Source organism: Streptomyces sp. CS113 (genome assembly GCF_002188365.1).
Lineage (GTDB): Bacteria > Actinomycetota > Actinomycetes > Streptomycetales > Streptomycetaceae > Streptomyces > Streptomyces tendae.
Genome location: NZ_KZ195574.1, coordinates 8338626 through 8359874, shown reverse-complemented (window position 1 = coordinate 8359874; position 21249 = coordinate 8338626). Strand labels below are relative to the sequence as shown.

At 72.6% G+C, this 21249-nt stretch carries 21 protein-coding genes; 7 read left to right on the top strand and 14 right to left on the bottom strand.

Features of this window, described 5'->3' with window-relative positions:
* Window positions 1-32: 32 nt before the first annotated feature.
* The 3 genes from B9W62_RS37810 to B9W62_RS37800 are packed head-to-tail and all read right to left on the bottom strand — an operon-like array spanning window position 33 to window position 2394.
* On the bottom strand, window positions 33-455 hold the full coding sequence (locus tag B9W62_RS37810; protein WP_087811413.1) for a RidA family protein: 423 nt from the start codon (window positions 453-455) through the stop codon (window positions 33-35).
* Window positions 452-1579: a mandelate racemase/muconate lactonizing enzyme family protein gene (locus B9W62_RS37805; RefSeq protein WP_087811412.1), complete on the bottom strand. Its 1128-nt coding sequence runs from the start codon at window positions 1577-1579 to the stop codon at window positions 452-454. Before B9W62_RS37805 ends, B9W62_RS37810 begins: the two co-directional genes overlap by 4 nt.
* 23 nt (window positions 1580-1602) lie before the next feature.
* On the bottom strand, window positions 1603-2394 hold the full coding sequence (locus B9W62_RS37800; protein WP_087811411.1) for a creatininase family protein: 792 nt from the start codon (window positions 2392-2394) through the stop codon (window positions 1603-1605).
* 62 nt (window positions 2395-2456) lie between these two features.
* Between B9W62_RS37800 and B9W62_RS37795 the strand changes: the two genes are divergently transcribed.
* Window positions 2457-3395 carry an ROK family protein gene (locus tag B9W62_RS37795; RefSeq protein WP_179236194.1) on the top strand — a complete coding sequence of 313 codons (939 nt, stop codon included), beginning with the start codon at window positions 2457-2459 and terminating at the stop codon, window positions 3393-3395.
* An 11-nt stretch (window positions 3396-3406) separates the two neighbouring features.
* On the opposite strand, the gene B9W62_RS37790 is transcribed toward B9W62_RS37795, so the two are convergent.
* The 5 genes from B9W62_RS37790 to B9W62_RS37770 are packed head-to-tail and all read right to left on the bottom strand — an operon-like array spanning window position 3407 to window position 8718.
* Window positions 3407-4381, bottom strand: coding sequence for an ATP-binding cassette domain-containing protein (locus B9W62_RS37790; RefSeq protein WP_218782001.1), 975 nt, complete (start codon window positions 4379-4381; stop codon window positions 3407-3409).
* A complete protein-coding gene (locus B9W62_RS37785) occupies window positions 4378-5244 on the bottom strand; it encodes an ATP-binding cassette domain-containing protein (RefSeq protein WP_087811409.1) in 867 nt (288 codons plus the stop codon). The genes B9W62_RS37790 and B9W62_RS37785 overlap by 4 nt, the downstream gene beginning before the upstream one ends.
* Window positions 5241-6155, bottom strand: a complete 915-nt coding sequence (locus B9W62_RS37780) for an ABC transporter permease (protein ID WP_179235872.1) — start codon at window positions 6153-6155, stop codon at window positions 5241-5243. Before B9W62_RS37780 ends, B9W62_RS37785 begins: the two co-directional genes overlap by 4 nt.
* On the bottom strand, window positions 6152-7144 hold the full coding sequence (locus tag B9W62_RS37775) for an ABC transporter permease (RefSeq protein WP_087811408.1): 993 nt from the start codon (window positions 7142-7144) through the stop codon (window positions 6152-6154). The genes B9W62_RS37780 and B9W62_RS37775 overlap by 4 nt, the downstream gene beginning before the upstream one ends.
* Window positions 7141-8718, bottom strand: coding sequence for an ABC transporter substrate-binding protein (locus tag B9W62_RS37770; protein ID WP_179235871.1), 1578 nt, complete (start codon window positions 8716-8718; stop codon window positions 7141-7143). The genes B9W62_RS37775 and B9W62_RS37770 overlap by 4 nt, the downstream gene beginning before the upstream one ends.
* Window positions 8719-8772: 54 nt before the next feature.
* Here B9W62_RS37770 and B9W62_RS37765 point away from each other — a divergent pair, with 54 nt between their 5' ends.
* The 4 genes from B9W62_RS37765 (at window position 8773) to B9W62_RS37750 (ending at window position 12549) form a co-directional block, all read left to right on the top strand.
* On the top strand, window positions 8773-9609 hold the full coding sequence (locus B9W62_RS37765; protein ID WP_087811406.1) for an IclR family transcriptional regulator: 837 nt from the start codon (window positions 8773-8775) through the stop codon (window positions 9607-9609).
* Window positions 9606-10667: a serine hydrolase domain-containing protein gene (locus B9W62_RS37760; protein WP_087811405.1), complete on the top strand. Its 1062-nt coding sequence runs from the start codon at window positions 9606-9608 to the stop codon at window positions 10665-10667. Before B9W62_RS37765 ends, B9W62_RS37760 begins: the two co-directional genes overlap by 4 nt.
* 4 nt (window positions 10668-10671) lie before the next feature.
* Complete coding sequence (locus B9W62_RS37755; protein WP_087811404.1) at window positions 10672-11205, top strand: nucleotide triphosphate diphosphatase NUDT15; 534 nt, start codon at window positions 10672-10674, stop codon at window positions 11203-11205.
* A 147-nt stretch (window positions 11206-11352) separates the two neighbouring features.
* Window positions 11353-12549 (top strand): glycoside hydrolase family 64 protein, encoded by a 1197-nt coding sequence (locus B9W62_RS37750; protein WP_087811403.1) that lies wholly within the window; start codon window positions 11353-11355, stop codon window positions 12547-12549.
* Between the two features lie 77 nt (window positions 12550-12626).
* Here B9W62_RS37750 and B9W62_RS37745 read toward each other — a convergent pair whose 3' ends face one another.
* The 4 genes from B9W62_RS37745 to B9W62_RS37730 all read right to left on the bottom strand — a co-directional run bounded on the left by B9W62_RS37745 (window position 12627) and on the right by B9W62_RS37730 (window position 17466).
* On the bottom strand, window positions 12627-14066 hold the full coding sequence (locus tag B9W62_RS37745; RefSeq protein ID WP_087811402.1) for a GH1 family beta-glucosidase: 1440 nt from the start codon (window positions 14064-14066) through the stop codon (window positions 12627-12629).
* A gap of 46 nt (window positions 14067-14112) precedes the next feature.
* Window positions 14113-15036 (bottom strand): carbohydrate ABC transporter permease, encoded by a 924-nt coding sequence (locus tag B9W62_RS37740; protein WP_087811401.1) that lies wholly within the window; start codon window positions 15034-15036, stop codon window positions 14113-14115.
* Between the two features lie 22 nt (window positions 15037-15058).
* Window positions 15059-16051 carry a carbohydrate ABC transporter permease gene (locus B9W62_RS37735; protein ID WP_087811400.1) on the bottom strand — a complete coding sequence of 331 codons (993 nt, stop codon included), beginning with the start codon at window positions 16049-16051 and terminating at the stop codon, window positions 15059-15061.
* 104 nt (window positions 16052-16155) lie between these two features.
* Window positions 16156-17466, bottom strand: coding sequence for an ABC transporter substrate-binding protein (locus tag B9W62_RS37730; RefSeq protein WP_087811399.1), 1311 nt, complete (start codon window positions 17464-17466; stop codon window positions 16156-16158).
* A gap of 335 nt (window positions 17467-17801) precedes the next feature.
* Here B9W62_RS37730 and B9W62_RS37725 point away from each other — a divergent pair, with 335 nt between their 5' ends.
* Window positions 17802-18815, top strand: coding sequence for a LacI family DNA-binding transcriptional regulator (locus B9W62_RS37725; protein ID WP_087811398.1), 1014 nt, complete (start codon window positions 17802-17804; stop codon window positions 18813-18815).
* A 66-nt stretch (window positions 18816-18881) separates the two neighbouring features.
* Here B9W62_RS37725 and B9W62_RS37720 read toward each other — a convergent pair whose 3' ends face one another.
* Window positions 18882-19286: a YunG family protein gene (locus B9W62_RS37720; protein ID WP_087811397.1), complete on the bottom strand. Its 405-nt coding sequence runs from the start codon at window positions 19284-19286 to the stop codon at window positions 18882-18884.
* Between the two features lie 45 nt (window positions 19287-19331).
* Between B9W62_RS37720 and B9W62_RS37715 the strand changes: the two genes are divergently transcribed.
* A complete protein-coding gene (locus B9W62_RS37715) occupies window positions 19332-20174 on the top strand; it encodes a class I SAM-dependent methyltransferase (RefSeq protein WP_087811396.1) in 843 nt (280 codons plus the stop codon).
* 81 nt (window positions 20175-20255) lie between these two features.
* On the opposite strand, the gene B9W62_RS37710 is transcribed toward B9W62_RS37715, so the two are convergent.
* On the bottom strand, window positions 20256-21218 hold the full coding sequence (locus tag B9W62_RS37710; RefSeq protein WP_179235870.1) for a zinc-binding dehydrogenase: 963 nt from the start codon (window positions 21216-21218) through the stop codon (window positions 20256-20258).
* Window positions 21219-21249 lie beyond the last annotated feature (31 nt).

Below are 21249 nucleotides of genomic sequence, written 5' to 3'. Positions count from 1 at the left end.
GGCCCGGGCGGGGCCGACGAGCCCGGAACGGGTCACCCGGGCAGGTCCGGGCCGGGCAGGTCCGGGTGGGGCAGGAGGGCCACCACGTCGATCTCGACGAGGATGTCCATCAGGTCCGACCCGACCGTGGTGCGCACCGGGCAGGGTTCCTCGAAGAAGGCGCGGTAGGCCGCGTCGTACGCGGCGAAGTCCCGCTTGAGGTGGTGCAGGTGCGCCGTGACCTTCACGACGTCCCGCAGGGTCAGGCCCCGCGCGGCGAGGACCGCCGCCACGTTGCGCAGCACCTGCGCGGTCTGTGCCGCGACGCCCTCCGGTACGGCGCCGGTCGCGGGGTCCTGCGGCCCGAATCCAGCCGTGAACAGGAACCCGCCCGCCACCACCCCCTGGGAGTAGGCGCCCGCGGGACGGGGAGCATCGGGCGTGTGCACGGCCTGCTTGCCGGTCGGCTCGCTCATCCGGTCAGGTCACCTTCCCGCTCGTTGACCTCCGCGTAGTGGCGGAGCTTGTCCTCGTCCACGCTCACGCCCAGGCCCGGTCCCGACGGCACCCGCAGCCGGCCGTTCTCCAGGTGCAGCGGCTCGATGATGTCGTCCGCGTGCAGGTAGTACATGCTGTCGATGGCCCGGGAGAGGACGGGGGTGCTCGACACGACGGCCAGGTGCGCGGCCGTGGCGATGCCGAGTTCGCCGCCGCTGTGCAGGTTCATGCCCAGGCCGAAGGTCTCGCAGTGCGCGGCGAGCGCCTTGGTCGCGGCGATGCCGCCCCACTTGTAGACGTCGCCGTGGATGACGTCGACCGCGTTCAGCCGCATGGCCGGCGCGAAGTCCTCGAAGCGGACGACGCACATGTTGGTGCACAGCGGGATGCGCACCTTCGCCTTCACCTGGGCCATGCCCTCGATGCCGACGCAGGGGTCCTCCAGGTACTCCAGGTCGAGCTCCTCGAGCGCGATGCCGGCCCGGACCGAGTCGGGGACGGACCAGGCCGCGTTCGGGTCGACGCGCAGGTTCACGCCGGGCAGCGCCTCGCGGACCGCGCGCAGGATGGCGACGTCGCCCGCGCAGTCCTTGGTGCCCTTGAGCTTGACGGCGTCGAAACCGCCCTCCTCGACGACCCGCACCGCGTGCTCGGCCATGGCCTTTGGCAGGTCGGCCGGGGTCGCTCCCGGCGCGTCGGCGCGGGTGATCAGCGCGGTGATCGGGACCTCGTCGCGGACGGCGCCGCCCAGCAGATCGGTGACGGACTGGCCGGTGGCCTTGCCCATCGCGTCCCAGCAGGCGACGTCGACGGCGGCGATCGCCGCGTAGCCGAGGTAGCCGTAGAAGAACGGCACCATGTGCTGCTTGCGGTGGAAGCCCTCCAGCGCGAACGGACTGGTCCCGATCAGGTCCGGGGCCATCCGGCGGACGATCGCGGCGACCGGCGCGCCCCACATCGTCTCGCCCCAGCCCTCGACGCCCGCGTCGGTGCGCACCCGGACGACGGTGCGGGTCTCGCCCGTCTTGGTCTCGAAGGAACTGGTGAAGGGGTTGACGAGTGGGAGGTTGACAACCCACACGTCGACGTCGGTGATCTTCATTTCTTCTCCTCGCATCGTGGGGGTCACCGGCTCGCCGCGTCGAAGGCCCGGATGGCGCGGGCCAGTCCTCGTGCCCGGTCGTCCAGGAGCCGGCCGCCGCGGTCGGCGTCGGCACCGGAGGCGTCGTCGGTGGAGCCGTCGACCCGCTCCCACTCGCCGTGGCGTTCGACGGTCAGGCCGGGGTGGGGCGGGTGGTCGAACAGCGGGGGCGGTTCGACGGGGGTGCGGGCGGGCACGGGGGTCTGCACCAGTTCCGGGTGCGCCGCCAGCATGAGGGACGTCTCGAACCATCCGGCGTGCCCCGGGGTGACGTCCGGCCGTCCGGCCTCGTCCTCGCCTGCCGTGAGGGTCCAGTACGAGCAGGCGGCGACCGTGACGCGGGCGCGCAGCGCGAACCGCTTCACGGCGAGCCGCATGATCTCGTCGTTGCCGCCGTGGCCGTTGACGACCATGACACGGCGGTACCCGCTGGTCACGAGCGAGTCGAGGACGTCGTCGAGTACGGCGCCCAGGGTCGCGGCGGAGAGGGAGACGGCCGCCGCGAACAGGTGGTGCGGGCTGTGCCCGAAGGGCAGCGCGGGCAGCCGCACGACCTCGGGTGCCGTGGGTGCGGCCGGCGCCGGGGTCGCGGCGGCCTCGCGGTCGAGGAGGGCCAGCGCCCGGTCCACGACCTCCTCCACCAGGAGCGTGTCGGTCCCCATCGGCAGGTGCCCGGCGTGCTGCTCCTGCGAGCCGATGGGCAGCAGCGCGATGCCCTGCTCGCCGGCCCGGCGGACCTCCCGCCAGGTGAGTTCGGTCAGTCTCGATTGGCTCACGGTGCTACCTCTCCGAAACGGGGCCGTGGCAGAGTCGGCGCATGGTCCACAAAAGTTCTCCGTTGCGACTGGTCCCGGATGCCGCGGAGCAACCGCTCGCTCCCGCGGCACCGCGGCGGCTGGGGGCCGTCGAACTGGTGCCCGGCCGGGTCAGGGCGGCCGTGCTGTCGATGGCCGGACGGGTGCTGGAGCGCACCGAGTCCTCGTACGACGCGGCCACCGCGACCCCCGCGGACATCGACGGGGCCCTGGCCGGGGTGGCCGGTGTCTTCGCCGGCCGGGAGGTCCAGGGGATCGGGGTGGCCGCCGCGGGCCTCGTGGACCCGCTCACCGGACTGATCCTCGAGGTCAACGACGTACCGGCGCTGCACGGCTATCCGGTGACGGAGCGGCTGGGCGCCCTCACCGGGGCCGGGGTGCACCTGGAGCACCGGGCGCGGCTCCAGGTGCTCGGCGACCGCTGGTTCGGCGCGGGCCGCGGGCGGCGCACCTTCGCCTCGGTCTCGACCGGCGAGGTGCTCGGGGTGGGCGTCCTCTACGACGGTGAGGTGATGGCGCCGCCCGGCGGGCGCAGCGGCGCGCACATGACCGTGTCGGCCAGCGGCGAACGCTGCACGTGCGGGAGCCGGGGCTGCTGGAAGACCCTGGCCACGACCGGCTGGCTGCGGGCCAGGGCACGTGCCGCGGGGCTCGGGGAGGCGGTGTCGCTGGCCGAGCTGGTGCGCGGCGGGGACGCGCTCGCCGGGCGGGTGGTCGAGGAGTACGCGCGGAACCTGGCCCTCGGGCTGGTGAACGTGCAGCAGCTCTTCGCGCCGGGCCTGTTCATCCTGCACGGTGAGGCGCGTGAGGGCGGTGAGCGCTTCCGCACCGTGGTGGAGGAGCGGCTGCGGGACGCGGTGGCCTTCGCGGGGGCCGAGCAGCCGCGAGTGCTGGTCGGCACCGCCGCGGTCGACGACGTGGCGCTGCTCGGCGGGGCGGGTCTGGTGCTGTCGCACCTCTAGCGGGGGGCGGGTCATCGGCTCGCTTCGTCCGTCGGTGCGTCCGTCGCTTCGGCCGCCTGTGCGTCCGTCGTTTCGGCCGCAGGTGCCTCCGTCGGGGCGTCCGTCCGGGCGGACGCGCGTGCCGCGGCGCGGCGGCCCCGGCGCGGGTCGAGGACCGGTACGGCGTCGAGCAGCTGCCGTGTGTAGGGGTGCCGCGGGGTGCGCAGGACCGCCGCCGCCGCACCGACCTCGACCAGGCTCCCCCGGCTCATCACGGCGACGCGGTCGGCCACCTGCGCCACCACGGCGAGGTTGTGCGAGACGAAGACGTAGGTGAGGCCCAGCCGCTGTTGCAGGTCCGCCAGGAGGTCGAGGACGGTCGCCTGCACGGAGACGTCCAGGGCGCTGGTCGGCTCGTCGAGCACCAGCAGCCGGGGGTGGAGCGCCAGGGCCCGGGCGATGGAGACGCGCTGGCGCTGGCCGCCGGAGAACTCGTGCGGGTAGCGGTCCTGGATGCCGGCGTCCAGGCCGACGGCTTCGAGGAGTTCCCCGACCCGTTCCCGGTTGCGGGCCCGTGCGCGCCGGCCGCGGGCCTCGGGGTCGTGGGTGACCAGGGGTTCGGCGACGATGTCGGTGATGCGCATCCGCGGGTTCATGCTGGAGTAGGGGTCCTGGAGGACGACCTGCATCCGGCGCCGTACGCCGCGCAGCTCGGACGCGGTGAGGGCGGCGAGGTCCCGTCCGTCGAAGCGCACGCTGCCGGCGGTGGGTTCGAGGAGCCCGAGGAGCAGCCGGGTGAGGGTGGTCTTGCCGCAGCCGGACTCGCCGACCAGGGCCAGGGTCTCGCCCTCGTGGACGTCGAGCGACACGTCGTCGACGGCGACGTTGTGGCGTCTGCCGCCGAACTCCTTGCGCAGGCCCTTCAGTTCGAGGATGGGCCGGCCGGTCGCGGGCGCGCGTCCGTCGGGGTCGGCCGTGTCGGTGGTGTCGGTGGTGTCGGTGCTCATGCCGCCTCCAGTCGCGGGGTGGCCGCCAGCAGCTTGCGGGTGTAGGGGGCGGCCGGACGGTCGAACACGTCGAGGACGTCGCCGGCCTCGACGACCCTGCCCTTGTTCATGACCACGACGCGGTCGGCGGTCTCCGCGACGACCGCGAGGTCGTGGGTGATCAGCACGACGGCCATGTCGTGCTTGTGCTGGAGGGTGACCAGGAGGTCGAGGATCTGGCGCTGCACGGTGACGTCCAGGGCGGTGGTCGGCTCGTCGGCGATGAGGACGCGCGGCCGGGCCACCAGCGCCGTCGCGATCATCACGCGCTGACGGAGGCCGCCGGAGAGTTCGTGCGGGTACTGGCGGTAGCGCAGGGCCGGGTCGGGGATGCCGACCTCGTCGAGTGCGGCCAGCGCGGCCGCCTTGGCCTCGGTGCGGGACATGCCGGTGTGGTGCCTGAGCACCTCGGCCACCTGGGCGCCGACGCGCTGGAGCGGGTCGAGGCAGGTCATCGGGTCCTGGAAGACCATGGCGATGTCGCGGCCCCGGACCCGGCCGAGTTCCTTCTCGGACAGGCGCAGCAGGTCGCGCCCGTCGAAGCGGATCTCGCCGCTCGTGTAGACGCACGGCGGGCTCGGGTTGAGGCGCAGCACGGACAGCGCGGTGGCGCTCTTGCCGCTGCCGGACTCCCCCACCACGGCGAGGGTCTCGCCGGCCCGGACGTGGAGGGAGACGTCCTGCACGGCGTGGACGACGGAGCCCTCCAGGCGGAAGTCGACGCCGAGGCCCTCGATCTCCAGGAGCGGGGGCTGCTCCTCGGGCCGCCGGGGCGGGGCGGCCGTCGGTCGGTCGGGGCCGGTGGTCGGTCGGTCGTTGCTCATCGGCGGTAGGCCTTCGGGTCCGCGACGTCCCGCAGGGCGTCGCCGGTGATGTTGATGGCGAGGGAGGTCAGCATCAGCGCGATGCCGGGGAAGACGGCGACCCACCAGGAGGTGCCCAGGTAGAGCTGGCCGTCGGAGAGCATGCCGCCCCAGGTGACCGTCTCCTTGGGGACGCCCAGGCCGAGGTAGCTGAGGGAGGCCTCGGCGACGATGGCGGCGGCGACGTGCAGGGTGCCGATGGTGGCCAGCGGCGCCATCACGTTGGGCAGCAGGTGGCGGCGCATGATGGTGACGTCGGTGACGCCGATCGCGCGGGCCTCGGTGACGAAATCCCGGGTGCGCAGCGACATCACCTCGGAGCGCACGACGCGGGCGTAGGAGACCCAGCCGGTGAAGCCGAGCACCACGATCACGACCCACAGGCCGGAGCCGAGGAAGCCGACGACGGCGAGGGCCAGCAGCAGCGAGGGGAAGGCGAGCTGGACGTCGGCGAGCCGCATGAGGGTGCGGTCGGCCCAGCCGCCGAAGTATCCGGAGGCGAGGCCCACGGCGGTGCCGATGACGCCGGCGAGCAGCGCGGCACCGGCGCCGACGAGCAGGGAGACCCGGGTGCCGTAGACGACGCGCGAAAGCATGTCGCGGCCGAGCTGGTCGGTGCCGAGGAGGTGCGCGCCGCTGCCGCCGTCCTGCCAGGCGGGGGGCCGCAGTCGCAGCAGGAGGTTCTGGGTGTTGGGGTCGTAGGGGGCGAGCAGGGGCGCGAACACCGCGGCGACCAGCAGCAGTACGAGCACGGCGAGGGCCACTACGGCGAGCTTGTTGCGCAGCAGGCCGCGCAGGACGACGGAGCCGGAGCCGCCGGACGGCTTGGGCCGCGGGCCCGCGTCGGTCGCGGCCGGTGACATGACGGTCATCGGGACGTCCTCACCCTCGGGTCGAGGAAGCTGTAGGAGAGGTCGACGAGCAGGTTCACCACGACGAAGGTGGCGGCGAAGAACAGGACGGTGGCCTGGACGAGCGGGAAGTCGCGGTTGGAGATCGCCTCGATGGTCAGCTGGCCCACCCCGGGCCAGGAGAAGACCCGTTCGGTGAGGATGGCTCCGCCGAGCAGGTTGCCGACCTCCAGGCCGACGACGGTCACCACCGGCAGTGAGGCGTTGCGCAGTCCGTGCCTGAGCACCACCTGCAACGGCCCGAATCCCTTGGCGCGGGCGCTGCGGATGTGGTCCGAGGACAGGACGTCGATCAGCGAGGAGCGCAGCAGGCGGGCGACGACGGCGACGGAGTACACGGCGAGGGTGACGGCGGGCAGGACCAGGTTGGCGAGGGTGCCGTAGCCGGAGGCGGGCAGGGCGCGCAGCCAGACGGCGAAGACCAGGATGAGCAGGATGCCGACCCAGAACGGCGGGGTGGACTGGCCGAGCAGCACGCCGGTCATCACGGTGTTGTCGGTGCCCCGGCCGCGGCGCATGGCGGCGACGATGCCGGCCGGGATCGCGATGACGAGGGTCACCGCGAGGGCGGCGGCGGCCAGTTGGAGCGTGGCCGGCAGCCGGTCGGCGAGGATCTCGCTCACGGGCTGGCCGTAGACGAGGGAGTCGCCGAAGTCGAGGTGGAGCAGTCCCCACAGGTAGTCGAGGTACTGGGAGAACAGGGACTGGTCCAGGCCCAGTGAGTGGCGCAGCACCTGCTCCTGTTCGGCCGTGGCGTCCGGCGGCAGCAGGATCTTCACGGGGTCGCCGGACAGGCGGACGAGGAAGAAGGCGACGGTCGCCGTGCACAGCAGGACGAACAGCGCGGTGACCAGGCGCTTGACCACGCCGCGCAGCAGCCCCGCCCGGTCCGGGCGGCGGGTGGCGGTGTCCGCCGGGGCGGGTGGTTTGTCGAGGGTGAGGGCGCTCATCGGGACACCTCCGCGCTCTCCATGGCGAGGACCCCCGCGGCTCCCGGCGTCCAGCGGGGCCGGTCGTTGCGGGCGTAGATGTTGTCGATCTGGTAGAGGAAGACGAAGGGTGCTTCCCGGCGCATCAGCCGTTGCAGGTCCGAGAAGGCCGCTGCGCGCCGCTCGAGGTCCTCGGAGAGTTCCTCGGCGTCGATGAGGCGGTCGGCCTCGGCGGAGTGCCAGCGGCTCTGGCGGCGGTCGCTGCGCACGTTGGACTGGACGATGCTCGCGCCGTCCATCGTCCAGACGGTGCTGGCCGCGAGGTAGATCGGGCCGAGCGCACCGCGGTTGTCGGAGGTGAGGCGGGCGGAGTAGGTGCCGGGGTCGAGCAGGTTGACGCGGGCGTCCACCCCGGCCCTGGAGAGGAGTCCGGACAGGGCCTCGGCGACGTTGGCGTCGACGTTGGAGGCGGTGAGCGTGGTGGAGAAGCCATGCGGGTGACCGGCTTCGGCGAGCAGCCGCCGCGCGGTGTCGACGGAGCGGGCGAAGGGCTTGACGGTGGGGTCGAAGCCGAAGGAGCCGCGCGGGACGAGCGCGGGCGTCTCGGTGGCCTTGCCGCCGAGCACGGCCTTGATGAGCAGCGGCACGTCGATCGCGTGGTTGAGCGCTTGGCGTACCCGGCGGTCCTGGAGGGGGCCGCGTTCCAGGGTGTTGAGGGACAAGTAGGCGGTGCGGATGCCGGTGTGGCCGTCGATGCTGATGCCGCCGTAGCCGTCGAGTTGCTGGGCGGCGTCCGGGGTGAGTCCGGCGACGAGGTCCACGCCGCCGCTTTGCAGGGCGGCCAGCGAGGACGAGGCGTTGGGGGCGGGGCTGAAGACGAGGCCGTCGACGGCCGGCCGTCCGTTCCAGTGGCCGTCGTGGGCGCGCATCCGCAGTTCGTGGTCGCGCTGCCAGCTCTCAAAGGTGAAGGGGCCGGTGCCGACGGGATGATCGGCGAAGGCCGCGTCGCCCACCTCGGCGAGGTGGCGGGGCGGGACGACGACGCCGCCGAACAGCGAGAGTTTGGCGGGCAGGATGGGGTCGTGCACGGTGGTGTGCAGGTCGACGGTGAGCCGGTCGACGACGGTGACGCCCTTGACGAAGCGCAGTTCGACGATGGGCGACTTGGTGGCGGGGTCGAGCAGGCGCTCGATGCTGAAGGCGACGGCCCGCGCGTCGCACACCTCGCCGTTGTGGAAGGTCACTCCGGGGCGGAGGGTGAAGCGCCAGGTGTGCGCGTCGGTGGCTTTCCAGGTCAGGGCGAGCCTCGGGTGCAGCCGGTTGTCCCGGCCGCGGGTGGTGAGGGTGTCGAACATGTTGATCAGGACGTTCATGGACACCATGTCGCCCTGCTTCTGCGGGTCCAGGGTCTTCGGGTCGCCCGGCTGGGAGACCCGCAGGACGTTGCCGGCCCGGTCGGCGGCGGCCGTCGTGCCGCACGCGCTCAGGAGCGCGGGAGCGCTGAGGGCTCCGAGCAGCAGACCGCCGGTCCGCAGGACGTGGCGTCGGCTGGGACGGCTGCGGTCCATCGTGCGCCCCTGAAGAATTCGTTCCATTGAACAACACCTCCGTTCCGTCAGATGGAATGCGGATGGGTTAAGCTAAGCGACATGGTGAAAGCGGTCAACACCCGGTCGGTCGACCAGGAACTCGTGAAGGGCCCCGTCGACAAGGCGATGGAGGTGCTCGATGCGCTCGTCCAGCCCGGTGGCCCCCACCGGTTGGGGGAGATCGCGCGCCGTACGGGGCTGACCAAGCCCACCGTCCACCGGCATCTGCGGACCATGGCGGAGTACGGCTTCGCCGAACCCGCCGAGGGCGGCAGCTACCGCCCCGGGCCCCGGCTGCTGGGCCTGGCGGCGGCGGCCCTGAGCGACAGCCGTGTGCTGGACCTTGCCCGGCCCGCCCTCGCCGACCTGCGCCGGCGCACCGGTCACGTCGCGTTCTACGCGGTGCGCCACGCGTCCGACGCCGTGTACCTGGAGCAGTCGGAACCGGCCCGTGAGTACCGGATGAGCACCCGGCCCGGCCACCGGTCGCCGCTGTACACCTGCGGCGTGGGGCTCGCCATGCTCTCCGCGCTGCCCGCCGAGGAGGCCGCGGTGGTCCTGGACGCACCGGACCTGGAGGCGCGCACCCCGGACACGCCCACCGACCCGGCCGCACTGCGGGCGGTGCTCGCGCGGGCGGCGCTGTGCGGCTACGCCGTGGACGACGAGTACGACGAGCCGGACGTCAGGTCGGTGGCGGCTGCGGTGCTGGACGCGGAGGGCCGGGCGGTGGGTGCGATCGGCATCGCCGGACTGACCTTCACCCTCGACCCCGGCAGTGTGGAGGTGTTCGGGCCGATGGTGCGGGCCGCCGCGCGCACGGTGTCCGCCGGGCTCGGCGCGCCCGCCCCCGTCCTCGGCGTGGTGGACACCGCCCGCGGGGGTGAGGAGGCGTGAGCGCCCTGGCCGAACTGCTCGCCGAAGGACGGGAACAGCGGATCTGCTCCGGCGCCGCCTGGTCCGTCGGAGGCCCGCAGGGGGCGCTGGACCGGGGCTGGACCGGCACCCGCAGCTGGGACGGACCGGCGCTGGACGGCGACGACGTGTGGGACCTCGCCTCGGTCACCAAGCCGATCGCCGGGCTCGCCGTCATGGCGCTCGTCGAACGCGGCGCACTCGGGCTCGACGACACCGTGGGCGCGCACCTCCCGGACTACCGGGGCGGTGACAAGGCCGACCTGACGGTGCGCCAACTCCTCACGCACACCTCGGGGATACCGGGCCAGGTGCCGCTGTACCGCGATCACCCCACTCGTGCGGCGCTGCTGGAGGCGATACGGCTGCTGCCGCTGACCGCGAAGTCCGGCACCCGCGTCCAGTACTCCTCGCAGGGCTTCATCATCCTCGGTCTGATCGCCGAGGCGGCGGCCGGGGAGCCGCTGGACGCCCTGGTGGAGCGGCTGGTGTGCGCGCCGCTCGGTCTGCGCGACACCGTCTTCCGCCCCGCCGCCGACCGCCGGGCACGCGCGGTCGCCACCGAGGACTGCCCCTGGCGCGGCCGCCGCGTGGTGGGCGAGGTCCACGACGAGAACGCGGTGGTGCTCGGCGGGGTCGGCGGGCACGCGGGGCTGTTCTCCACTCTCGCGGACATGGAACGGCTCGGTGCCGCTCTCGCCGCCGGCGGCCGGGGCCTGCTGCGCCCCGACACCTTCGCCCTGATGACGGCCCCTCACACGGACCACCTCGCGCTGCGGCGCGCTCTGGCCTGGCAGGGCCGCGACCCGGTCGGCTCCCCCGCCGGGGAGGTGTTCGGCCCGGACTCGTACGGCCACACGGGCTTCACCGGCACCAGCCTCTGGGTCGACCCGGCCACGCGGCGCTACGCCGTGCTGCTCACCAACCGGGTGCACCCGACGAGGACGGGTGACGGGATCGTCGCGCTGCGCCGCGCGTTCCACGACGCCGCCGCTGCGCTGCCCCCGGTGGCCGCCGGGGCCGCCCGCGGTGTGGAATGAGCCGGTGAACTCCTCCGCACCGCGCGCCGAGCGCCCCGAACGCACCCGCCCCGCCGCCCAGAGCCTCACCGGCGTCGGCCTCGCCGTCCTCGATCCCGCCGGCCGGGTCCTGCTCGGGCTCGGTCACGACGGTCGCTGGGAGCTGCCCGGCGGCAAGGTCGACGCGGGCGAGGACTTCGAGACGGCCGCCGCCCGGGAGCTCGCGGAGGAGACCGGGCTCGTGGCGACCCCCGCGGACGTACGGGTGCTGGCCGTGCTCGTCGACGGCGTGGCCGGGCTGACCCGGGTGACCGCCGCGGCCGTCACCGAGCGGGCGGCCGGTACGCCCCGGGTCACCGAGCCCGACAAGATCGAGCGCTGGGAGTGGTTCGCCCGCGAGGCGGTCCCGGCCACGCTGTTCTCGCCGTCCGCCGCGGTCCTGGACTGCCTGTGGCCCGCGGCGGAGCGGCGGGGTGCGGACGGAGTCCGGCACTATGCGGTGGCCGGTCCCGCCGAGAAGGGCTGCACGAGCCGGGACGGGCGCGCCGCGTCGCGGTAGGTCCTGATGTGCGGGCCGGGAGCGGCCCCGCGTCCCGGCCCGGTACTTCCGCCGTGTGCATTGACATGCACGCGCCCCGGCGCAACGCTGAGAGCGCTCTCAGAATCGGTACGGACCAATTCCCCCACACCCGCACGGAGGTGGAGAGTGCTCTCCCGACTCAGACACCGTCTGCTCGCCGTGGCCGCGGCCGCAGGCCTGACCGGCGCCCTGCTCACGCTCGGTGCCGCACCGCCCGCGGACGCCGCGGTGCCCGCCACCATCCCCCTGAAGATCACCAACAACTCCGCCCGCGGCGACGCCGTGCACATCTACAACCTGGGCACCTCGCTGACGACCGGCCAGCAGGGCTGGGCGGACGAGAACGGCACCTTCCACGCCTGGCCCGCCGGCGGCAATCCCCCCACTCCCGCACCGGACGCGTCCATCCCCGGACCGGCCGCGGGACAGACCAAGACCATCCGGATCCCTAAGCTGTCGGGACGCATCTACTTCTCCTACGGCCAGAAGCTCGACTTCCGGCTGACCACCGGCGGCCTGGTCCAGCCCGCCGTCCAGAACCCGAGCGACCCCAACCGCAACATCCTCTTCAACTGGTCCGAGTACACGCTCAACGACGGCGGCCTGTGGCTGAACAGCACCCAGGTCGACATGTTCTCCGCGCCCTACTCCGTCGGCGTGCAGCGTGCCGACGGCGGGGTGACCAGCGCCGGACAGCTCAAGGCCGGCGGCTACCGCGGGGTGTTCGACGCGCTGCGGGCCCAGCCGGGCTGGGGCGGGCTGATCCAGACCCGGCCCGACGGCACCGTACTGAGGGCACTGGCGCCGCTGTACGGGGTAGAGACCGGGGCGCTGCCCGCGTCGGTCATGGACGACTACATCAACCGGGTCTGGCAGAAGTACACGACGACCACGCTGACCGTCACTCCCTTCGGGGACCGGCCGGACACCAAGTACTTCGGACGTGTCTCGGGCAACGTCATGAACTTCACCAACACCTCCGGCGCGGTCGTCACCAGCTTCCAGAAGCCGGACGCCTCCAGCGTCTTCGGCTGCCACCGGCTCCTGGACGCGCCCAACGACCAGGTGCGCGGGCCGATCTCGCGCACGCTGTGCGCCGGCTTCAACCGCTCGACGCTGCTGAGCAACCCCAACCAGCCCGACCCCTCGGCGGCGAACTTCTACCGGGACTCCGTGACCAACCACTACGCCCGGATCATCCACGAGCGCATGGCCGACGGGAAGGCGTACGCGTTCGCCTTCGACGACGTCGGCAACCACGAGTCGCTGGTGCACGACGGCAACCCGGCCGAGGCCAGGCTCACGCTCGCCCCGCTCGACTGAACCGGCGGCGGGCACACGTCCGCCCCCGTCCTCCGCCGGTGCCGCCGGCGCGGTGGAGGACGGGGGCGGACCCGTGGTCAGGCGCCGGGGAGTACGCCGGTGCGGGCGACCTCGGCGTACCAGCGGGCGCTCGCCTTGGGGATGCGGGTGCCGGTCGGGTAGTCGACGTAGACGGCGCCGAAGCGCTTGCTGTAGCCGTGGGCCCACTCGAAGTTGTCCAGCAGCGACCACAGGAAGTACCCGCGCACGTCCGCGCCGTCCAGGATGGCCTGGTGGACGGCGGCCAGGTGGTCGCGCACGTAGGCGATCCGGGCGGGGTCCTCGACCCGCCCCTCGGGTCCGGCGTAGTCGTCGAAGGCGGCGCCGTTCTCGGTGATGACCAGCGGCAGCCTCGGGAAGTCCGCGGCCAGCCGGCGCAGCAGGTCGTACAGGCCGCTGGGGTCGACGGCCCAGCCCATGGCGGTGGTGTCGCCGGGCGGCTGGTGGAAGGCGACCCGGTCGGCTCCCGGCCAGGGGCTGTGGGCACTGTTGCCGTGCCCGTCGGAGGTGTGCGCGGCGCTGCCGTCGGTCTCGGAGACGACGGTGGGGGTGTAGTAGTTCACGCCGAGGAAGTCCAGCGGCTGGTGGGCCTGGCGCAGGTCGCCGTCCTGGACGAAGGACCAGTCGGTCAGCCCGGCGGTGTCCTTGAGCAGGTCCTCCGGGTAGGCGCCGTTCAGCATGGGGCCGGTGAAGACCCGGTTGGCCAGCGCGTCGATCCGGCGCACCGCGTCGGCGTCGCCGTCGCTCGCGGTGAGCGGGCGGACATGGTGGATGTTGAGGGTGACGGAGACCTGGGCGTCGGCGCGGACCCGCTCGCGCAGCGCCTGGACGGCCAGGCCGTGCGCCAGGTTGAGGTGGTGGGCGGCGCGCAGGGCGGCGACCGGGTCGGTGCGGCCCGGGGCGTGCACACCGGAGCCGTAGCCGAGGAAGGCGCTGCACCAGGGCTCGTTCAGGGTGGTCCAGGTCTTCACCCGGTCGCCCAGGGCGTCGGCGGCCAGGGCCGCGTACTCGGCGAAGCGTTCGGCCGTGGCGCGCTCGGGCCAGCCGCCGGCGTCCTCCAGCTCCTGGGGCAGGTCCCAGTGGTAGAGGGTGGCGACGGGCTGGATGCCCTTCTCCAGCAGCTCGTCCACCAGCCGCCGGTAGAAGTCCAGGCCCTTCTGTACGGCGGGGCCGCGCCCGGTGGGCTGGATCCGGGGCCAGGCCAGGGAGAAGCGGTAGGCGCCCAGGCCGAGTTCGGCCATGAGGGCGACGTCCTCGCTCCGGCGGTGGTAGTGGTCGGTGGCGATGTCACCGGTGTCGCCGTTGCGGACCCGGCCGGGGGTGCGGGCGTAGGTGTCCCAGATGGACGGCGTGCGGCCGTCCTCCGCCGCGGCCCCCTCGATCTGGTACGAGGCGGTCGCGGAGCCCCAGAGGAAGCCCTTGGGGAAGGTGCGGGCGGCGTCCGGGGCGGGGGCGGTCTGCTGTGCTGCGGTGACCACGTAAGTCCTTTCGGGTGGGGGTGCTTGGTACGGCGGAGGTGGTGGGTCAGCCCTTGACGGCGCCCGCCATGATGCCGCTGACGATCTGGCGGCCGAAGACGATGAACATCGCCAGCAGCGGCAGCGTGCCCAGCAGGGCGCCGGCCATGATGAGCGACTGGTCGCGGACGTAGCCCGCGCTGAGCTGGGTGAGCGCGACGGGGACCGTCGGGTTGGTCATGTCGAGGACCACGAACGGCCAGAAGAAGTCGTTCCAGGCGTGCACGAACGTGATCATGAACAGGACGGCCATCGCCGGCCGTGCGATGGGCAGCACGATGCTCCAGAAGATCCTGAGCGAGTGCGCCCCGTCGACCCGTCCCGCCTCGACGAGTTCGTCCGGCAGCGCCTCCGTCAGGTACTGCCGCATGAAGAACACGCCGACCGCGCTCACCAGCGTCGGGAAGATGACGGCGGGCAGCTGCTGCGACCAGCCCAGGTCGGCCATCATCATGAACAGCGGCACGACAGCGAGCTGCGGCGGCACCATCATGGTGCCGATCACCAGCATGAGCAGGGCGTTGCGCCCCTTGAACCGCAGCTTGGCGAAGGCGAACCCGGCGAGCGTGGCGAACAGCACCGTGGACAGGGCGATCACCCCGGCGACGATGAGACTGTTGATCATGGCCTTGCCCATCGCCGCCTCGTCCCAGGCCCGGGCGAGGTTGCTGAACAGGTTCGGGCCGGGAAGGAACGGGGGCGGCGTCTGGCTGACCCGGGTGTTGTCGGTGGACGCGGCCACCATGGTCCAGTACAGCGGGAAGATCGACAGGATCGCCATGATGGCGAGCAGTACGTAGGCGAGGGGACCGGCGTGGTGCTGGCGGCCGGCGCGCTGGCGCAGCAGCCGGCGGCCGCCGCGGCCGCTCGCCTTCGCGGCGGGGGTCCGGGCCGGGGCGTCGGTCCGGGCCGGGAGACTTTGGGTGGTCATGACGACTCCAGGTCAGGACGTGTCAGGACGTGCGGGAGCGCAGGCGCTTGATGACGCGCTGCACGACGAAGACGAGGACCAGCACCATGAACATCGCCCACGCGACGGTCGCCGAGCGGCCCATCTGGTAGTTCTTCCAGCCCTCCTCGTACAGCAGCAGGCCCAGCGTCTGGTACTGGTTGTCCGCGCCGCCGGTGACCCCGTTGGGCCCCTGGCCGAAGATCAGCGGCTCACCGAAGAGCTGGGTGGCGCCGATCGTGGAGAGCACGATGGTGAAGACGATGGTGGAGCGGATCCCGGGGACGGTGACGTGGATGAACTGCTGCCACCGGGAGGCGCCGTCGAGGGAGGCCGCCTCGTACCGGTCGGCGGGGATGGCCTGCATCGCGGCCAGGTAGAGCAGCGCGTTGTAACCGGTCCAGCGCCAGATCACGATGGTGGAGATCGCGACCTGGGCGGGCCACTTGTCGGCCTCCCAGTCCACCGGGTCGATCCCGACCGAGCCGAGCGCCCAGTTGATCATGCCGAAGTCGCGCTCGAAGATCATGGTGAAGACGAGGGCGGCCGCGGCGACCGAGGTGGCATAGGGGACCAGGGAGGCGACCCGGAAGAACAGCGAGGCGCGCATCCGGTAGTTGAGCAGATGGGCCATGCCGAGCGCCATCATCAGCTGCGGCACCGTGGAGATGACGCCGATGGTGATCGTGTTTTGCAGGGCGTTCCAGAACCGTGAGTCGCCCCACAGCTCGACGTAGTTGTCGAACGCCACCCACTCCATGACATCGAGGGTGGCCAGCTCCACGTCGTGCAGGGAGATCCACGAGGTGTAGATCAGGGGGTAGAAGCTGAACGCGGCGAAGACGATGAAGAACGGCGCGACGAACGCGTACGGGGCGCCCTTGATGTCGAGCCGGTGCCAGAGCGCGCCGCGCCGACGGGTGTCCCCGCCGCCCGGGCGGGGAGACGGACGGGGCGGCTCGCCCCCGGCCAGGGCCTTGGTGGTGGAGGTGGCCACCGGACTTCCTTCCTCAGAGCGGATGTGACGGCCGGGCGCCGGGCCCGCCGGCCAGGACCTGGTCCTGGACGCGGGCGGGCCCGGCCGGCCTCGGGAGCGTGCGGTCAGCCGACCGCCTTCTCGATGCGCTCCCCGGTGGTCGTCCACGCCTCGTCGCGCGTGGCGTCCCCCTGCTCGACCAGGGCCAGGCCCTGGGAGAAGGTGTCCTTGATCGTGCCGTCCTTACGGCCGAGGACCTGCTTGTCCGGGATCTCCTGGGCGGCGGCACCGAAGATCTGGCCGATCGGGGCGCCGCTGAAGTACTCGGACTTGGCGTTCTTCACGTCGGGGCTGTCCAGCGCCGTGCGGGAGGAGGGGATGTTGCCGATCTCCTTGAAGATGTGGGCCTGCTGCTCGGGCGCGGTGAGCCAGGCGACGAGCTTCTTGGCCTCCTCCTTCACCGGGCTCTGCTCGACCACGCCGAGGAAGGAACCGCCCCAGTTCGCGCCCTTGGGAGCCTTGGCCACGTCCCACTTGCCCTTGTTGGCGTCGCCGGCCTTCTCACTGATGTGGCTGAGCATCCACGCCGGGCACACCGCGGTGGCGAAGGTGCCGTTGGCCAGGCCCGGGTCCCAACCCGGCTGGAACTGGCGGAGCTTGGCGGTCAGACCGTCCTCTGCGGCGTCGGCGGAGAGGTTCCACGCCTCCTTGACGGCGGGGTTGCTGTCGTAGATCAGCTCGCCGTTCTCGTCGTAGTACTGCTCCGGGTAGCCGTAGACCATGGCATTGAACAGGCCGCTGGCCGCGTCCATGTAGGCCACGTCGCCGCCCTTGAAGCCCTTCTTGAAGTCGCGGCCGACCTCGACGTACTTCTTCCAGTCGCCCGCCCACAGCTTGGCGACCTCTTCGCGGTCGGTGGGCAGACCCGCCTTCTCGAAGTAGTCCTTGCGGTAGCAGACGGCCATCGGGCCGATGTCCGTGCCCAGGCCCAGCACCTTGCCGTCCTTCGTGCTGATCTGGGACTCCTTCCACGGCAGGAAGTGGTCGGTGCCCGACACGTCGGAGAAGTCCGCGAACTTGTCCGCCTGGGTCTCGGTGATCTCCTTGGCCCGGCCGATCTCGATGCCCTGGATGTCCTTCAGGCCCTTGCCCGCGGCGAGCCTGGTTTGCAGGGCGGTGTAGTAGGTCTGCTCGTCACCGGCTATCTCGGCCTTGATGTCGACATCGGGGTTCTCCTTCTCGTACTGCTCGAGAAGGCCCGTCTCCTTGATGCCCATCACCCCGTACATGCCCATGGTGATGGTGACCTTGCCGTCCTTCTTGCCACCGCCGGTGGCCGAGTCGTCACCGCTGCTACAGCCGACGACGAGCGCGAGCGCGCCGACGGCCGCGGCCGTCGCCACCGTCTTTCTGCGCAACGAACCGAGAGTGCCCATGGATCTCCTCCTAGCGACGGCGCTGACACATCGGAGTGACGAGTTCTGCGATGACTACTGCGATGGCTACAGCGGCTACAGCGATGAAAGACAGCGGCTCGAACATGAGTTGGGAACGTGCCCAATTTGGTGGGCACGTTCCCACCGGCGCATCGAAGACTCGTGGGAACGGGGCCGGTCTGTCAATAACTTGAAAGCAACTTGTCACGGCCGACCGTGCCCCGCGTTCGCCCCGCGCGACCCGGGGGGTGCTCCGCCGACGGCGGTGTCTGCAAGAATTGCCGCAGGTCACCTCCGCGGCAGCAGCGCCGCCGCGGCCGCCGAGGGGGGAGTTCATGACCGGCAACCGCCGTCCAACGATCAAAACGGTCGCCGCCCGCGCCGGCGTGGGCCGCACCACGGTCTCCCGTGTCGTCAACGGCTCGGAGCTGGTCAGCGCCGACGCCCGGGAGCGGGTGCTTGCGGCGATCAAAGAACTGAACTACGTTCCCAACTCGGTCGCCCGCGGCCTGGTCACCAACCGCACCAACGCCGTGGCCCTGGTGATCCCGGAGTCGGAGAGCCGGCTCGGCTCGGAGCCGTTCTTCGCCGCGCTCATCCGCGGGGTCAGCGGCGCCCTGGCCGAGAGCCGCACCCAGTTGCAGCTGATGCTCGTCCGCGACCAGGCCGAGCGGGACCAGCTGACCGAGTCGGTCGCGACCCGCCGGGTGGACGGCGTACTGCTGGTCTCGGTGCACTCCGAGGACCGGCTGCCCGGCATGCTCGAGGAGATGGGCCTGCCCACGGTGCTCGCCGGCCGCCGCGACGCGGGCGAGCGGCTGAGCTACGTCAACTCCGACAACGCCGGCGGGGCGGCCGCCGCGGTGCGGCATCTGCTGGGCGGCGGGCGGCGCCGGGTCGCCACCGTCACCGGGCCGCTGGACATGGACGTCGGCCGCAGCAGGCTCGCCGGCTGGCACGCCGCGCACCGGGAGGCGGGGGTGTCCGCGAGGGAATCGCTCGTGGAGGCAGGCGACTTCACCGAGGAGGGCGGCGCGCGCGCCATGCGTTTGCTTCTTGAACGCGCCCCCGATCTGGACGCCGTCTTCGCCGCGTCCGACCTCATGGCGGTCGGTGCCCTGGCCGAACTGCGCCGGCAGAAACGGCAGGTGCCGAAGGACGTCGCCGTCGTCGGTTTCGAGGACTCCGTCCTGGCCCGCCACACCAACCCGCCGCTGACGACGGTGCGTCAGCCGGTGGAGGAACTGGGCCGGACCATGGCCCGCATCCTCACCGACATCACGCAGCACGGCGCGCCCCGGCAGCAGCTGACGCTGCCGACGGAGCTGGTGGTGCGCGAGTCGTCGTAGCGCCGATCCCTCACCGCCGGGTACGCGGCCGGGCGCTCGGCGGCGGCCGAAGCCCCGGTCGGCCGGTCACGAGGCGGCCCGCGGCCGCTCCTGCTGCTCCAGCCGCTCCAGGACACGCCGGCGCAGCAGTTCGTACTCCGCACGCAGTCGGCGTATCCCGGGCGGCCGGGGCACGACGGTGCCGCCGACGACGGTCTCGTGCGGGCCGAACTGCTCCCGGGTCAGGTCGATCTCCAGGCCCGCGCCCAGCCGGTTCCACCAGTGGTAGTCGACCCGCTCGCCCGCGACGTGCACCTCTCCACGGATCAGCTCGCCGCCCAGCAGGTCGTTGAGCACCATGGCGGTCACACCGCACTGGTCCCGGGCTGGGTTTTCCTCGGTCCACTGCTGCCGGAACTCGGGGGTCGCCGTCTCCGCGCTCCAACTGCTGCGGACGGCATACTCGATGTCGGCGAGAAGCAAGGGTCTCATGCGGTCCATTGTGTCGGCGGGCACTGACAGGAGGTGGCGGACGGTATGGAGGCGGGCTGGGAGTGGGACGCGACGCTGTTCGCCGGTACCGCCGCCTTCTACCGGCGCGGGAGGCTCCCGTACGCCCCGGGCCTGGCGGACCTGCTGGCCGGGGTGCTGGACCTGGACGGGCGGGGCCGGCTGCTCGACCTGGGCTGCGGGCCGGGGACGGTGGCCCTGCGTCTGGCCGGTCTCTTCGACGAGGTGGTCGGGGTGGATCCGGACCCGGCGATGCTCGCGGAGGCGGCCCGCGGGGCCGCCGAGCTGGAGGTGGCGGGCAAGGTGCGGTGGGTGCGGGCCCGGGCCGAGGAACTCCCGGCGGGACTGGGGGACTTCACGGTCGCGACGCTCGCCCAGTCGTTCCACTGGATGGACCGCGAGCGGGTGGCGGCGACCGTCCGGAGCATGCTGCGGCCGGGCGGCGCGCTGGTGCACATCTCGGACCTCAAGGGAGAGACCCGGGCCGTCGACGGGCTGCCGTACCCGCCGGTTCCGCGCGCGGCGATCGACAGGCTGGTCAGGGGTTGTCTGGGCCCGGTCCGCCGGGCGGGCCGGGGTCTGCTGCCGCGCGGGACGCCCTCCGGTGAGGACGCGGTCCTGGCGGGCGCGGGGTTCGCCGGCCCGTACCGCCATGTCGTGCCCGGCGGGCAGGCGATGGTGCGCACCTGGGACGACGTGGTCGCCGAGGTGTTCTCCATGTCGTTCTCGGCCCCGCACCTGTTCGGCGCCCGGCTCGCCGGCTTCGAGGCGGATCTGCGCCGGCTGCTGCGGGACGCCTCGCCGTCGGGCCGTTTCTCCGAGCGCCGGCCGGGCACCGAGGTGTTCGTCTGGCCGCGCGGGGCGGGCTGAGCGAGTGGCCCGGCGCCGCTCCGGGCAGGCCCGGCGCCGCTCCGGACGGCTACCGACGCCGGGCACGGCACGGCCCGGGGCCTACGGGGTCAGCACGATCCGTCCGAAGACCTCGCCGGCGTCCATCTTCCGGTGCGCCGAGGCCGTCTGCTCCAGGGGCAGCACCTCGTGCACGACGGTCTCGATCTCCCCCGGGCCCGCGGCGGCGAACTGCTCGGCCCGCACGGCCCGCAGGTCGGCTGCCGGGACGGTGGCGGCGCTGAAGGTGGCGAACGACATCGACTTCTGGAACGAGGCCATCAGGTGCGTGCCGAAGTCCGCGGGTGGCTGCCCCGCCACGGCGCCGACGACCACCATCCTGCCGTTCGGCGCGAGCCTGTCGAAGAAGGAGGGCAGTTCGGCTCCGGCGACGATGTCCACGATGACGTCGAAGGCGTCGGGAGCGTCCGGGCCGCCCTCGCCGGAACGGTCCAGGACGTGGGTCGCGCCGAGCGCGCGCAGCCGCTCGCCCCGCGCGGCCGACGACGTCGTGACCGCCACCGCCGCGGCACCGCCACGCGACGCGAGCTGGACCGTCATGATGCCGATGCTGCCGGACGCGCCCCGCACCAGCACGTTCTCGCCCGCTGCGAAGTGGGCGTGGGCGAGCCCGAAGTGCGCCACCACACCGGCGCTGCCGAGCGTCACCGCGGCCGGGGCTGACAGCCCCGCGGGGAGCGGGAGGATGTCGTGCACCGGGGCGGTCGCCTGCTCGGCACAGCCTCCTCCCACGCCGGTCTGCGCCCATACGCGCCGACCGGTCCAGGACGCGTCGACGCCCTCGCCGACGGCCGTCACGGTGCCCACCACCTCGCCGCCGGGGACATGGCCCTCCCGGAATCCGTAGGAGGCGAGCGCACCGCTGCGGATGGCGACGTCGGCGCCGCTCACGCCGATCGCCTCCGTCGCGACCAGCACCTGTCCCGCGGCGGGCTCGGGGGCCGGGAGGTCGACGACCTCCAGTCCCTCGGGTCCACCGAACCTCCGGATCACCACTGCCTTCATGTGCCGCTCCTCGCTCGCCGCAGCCCGTGCC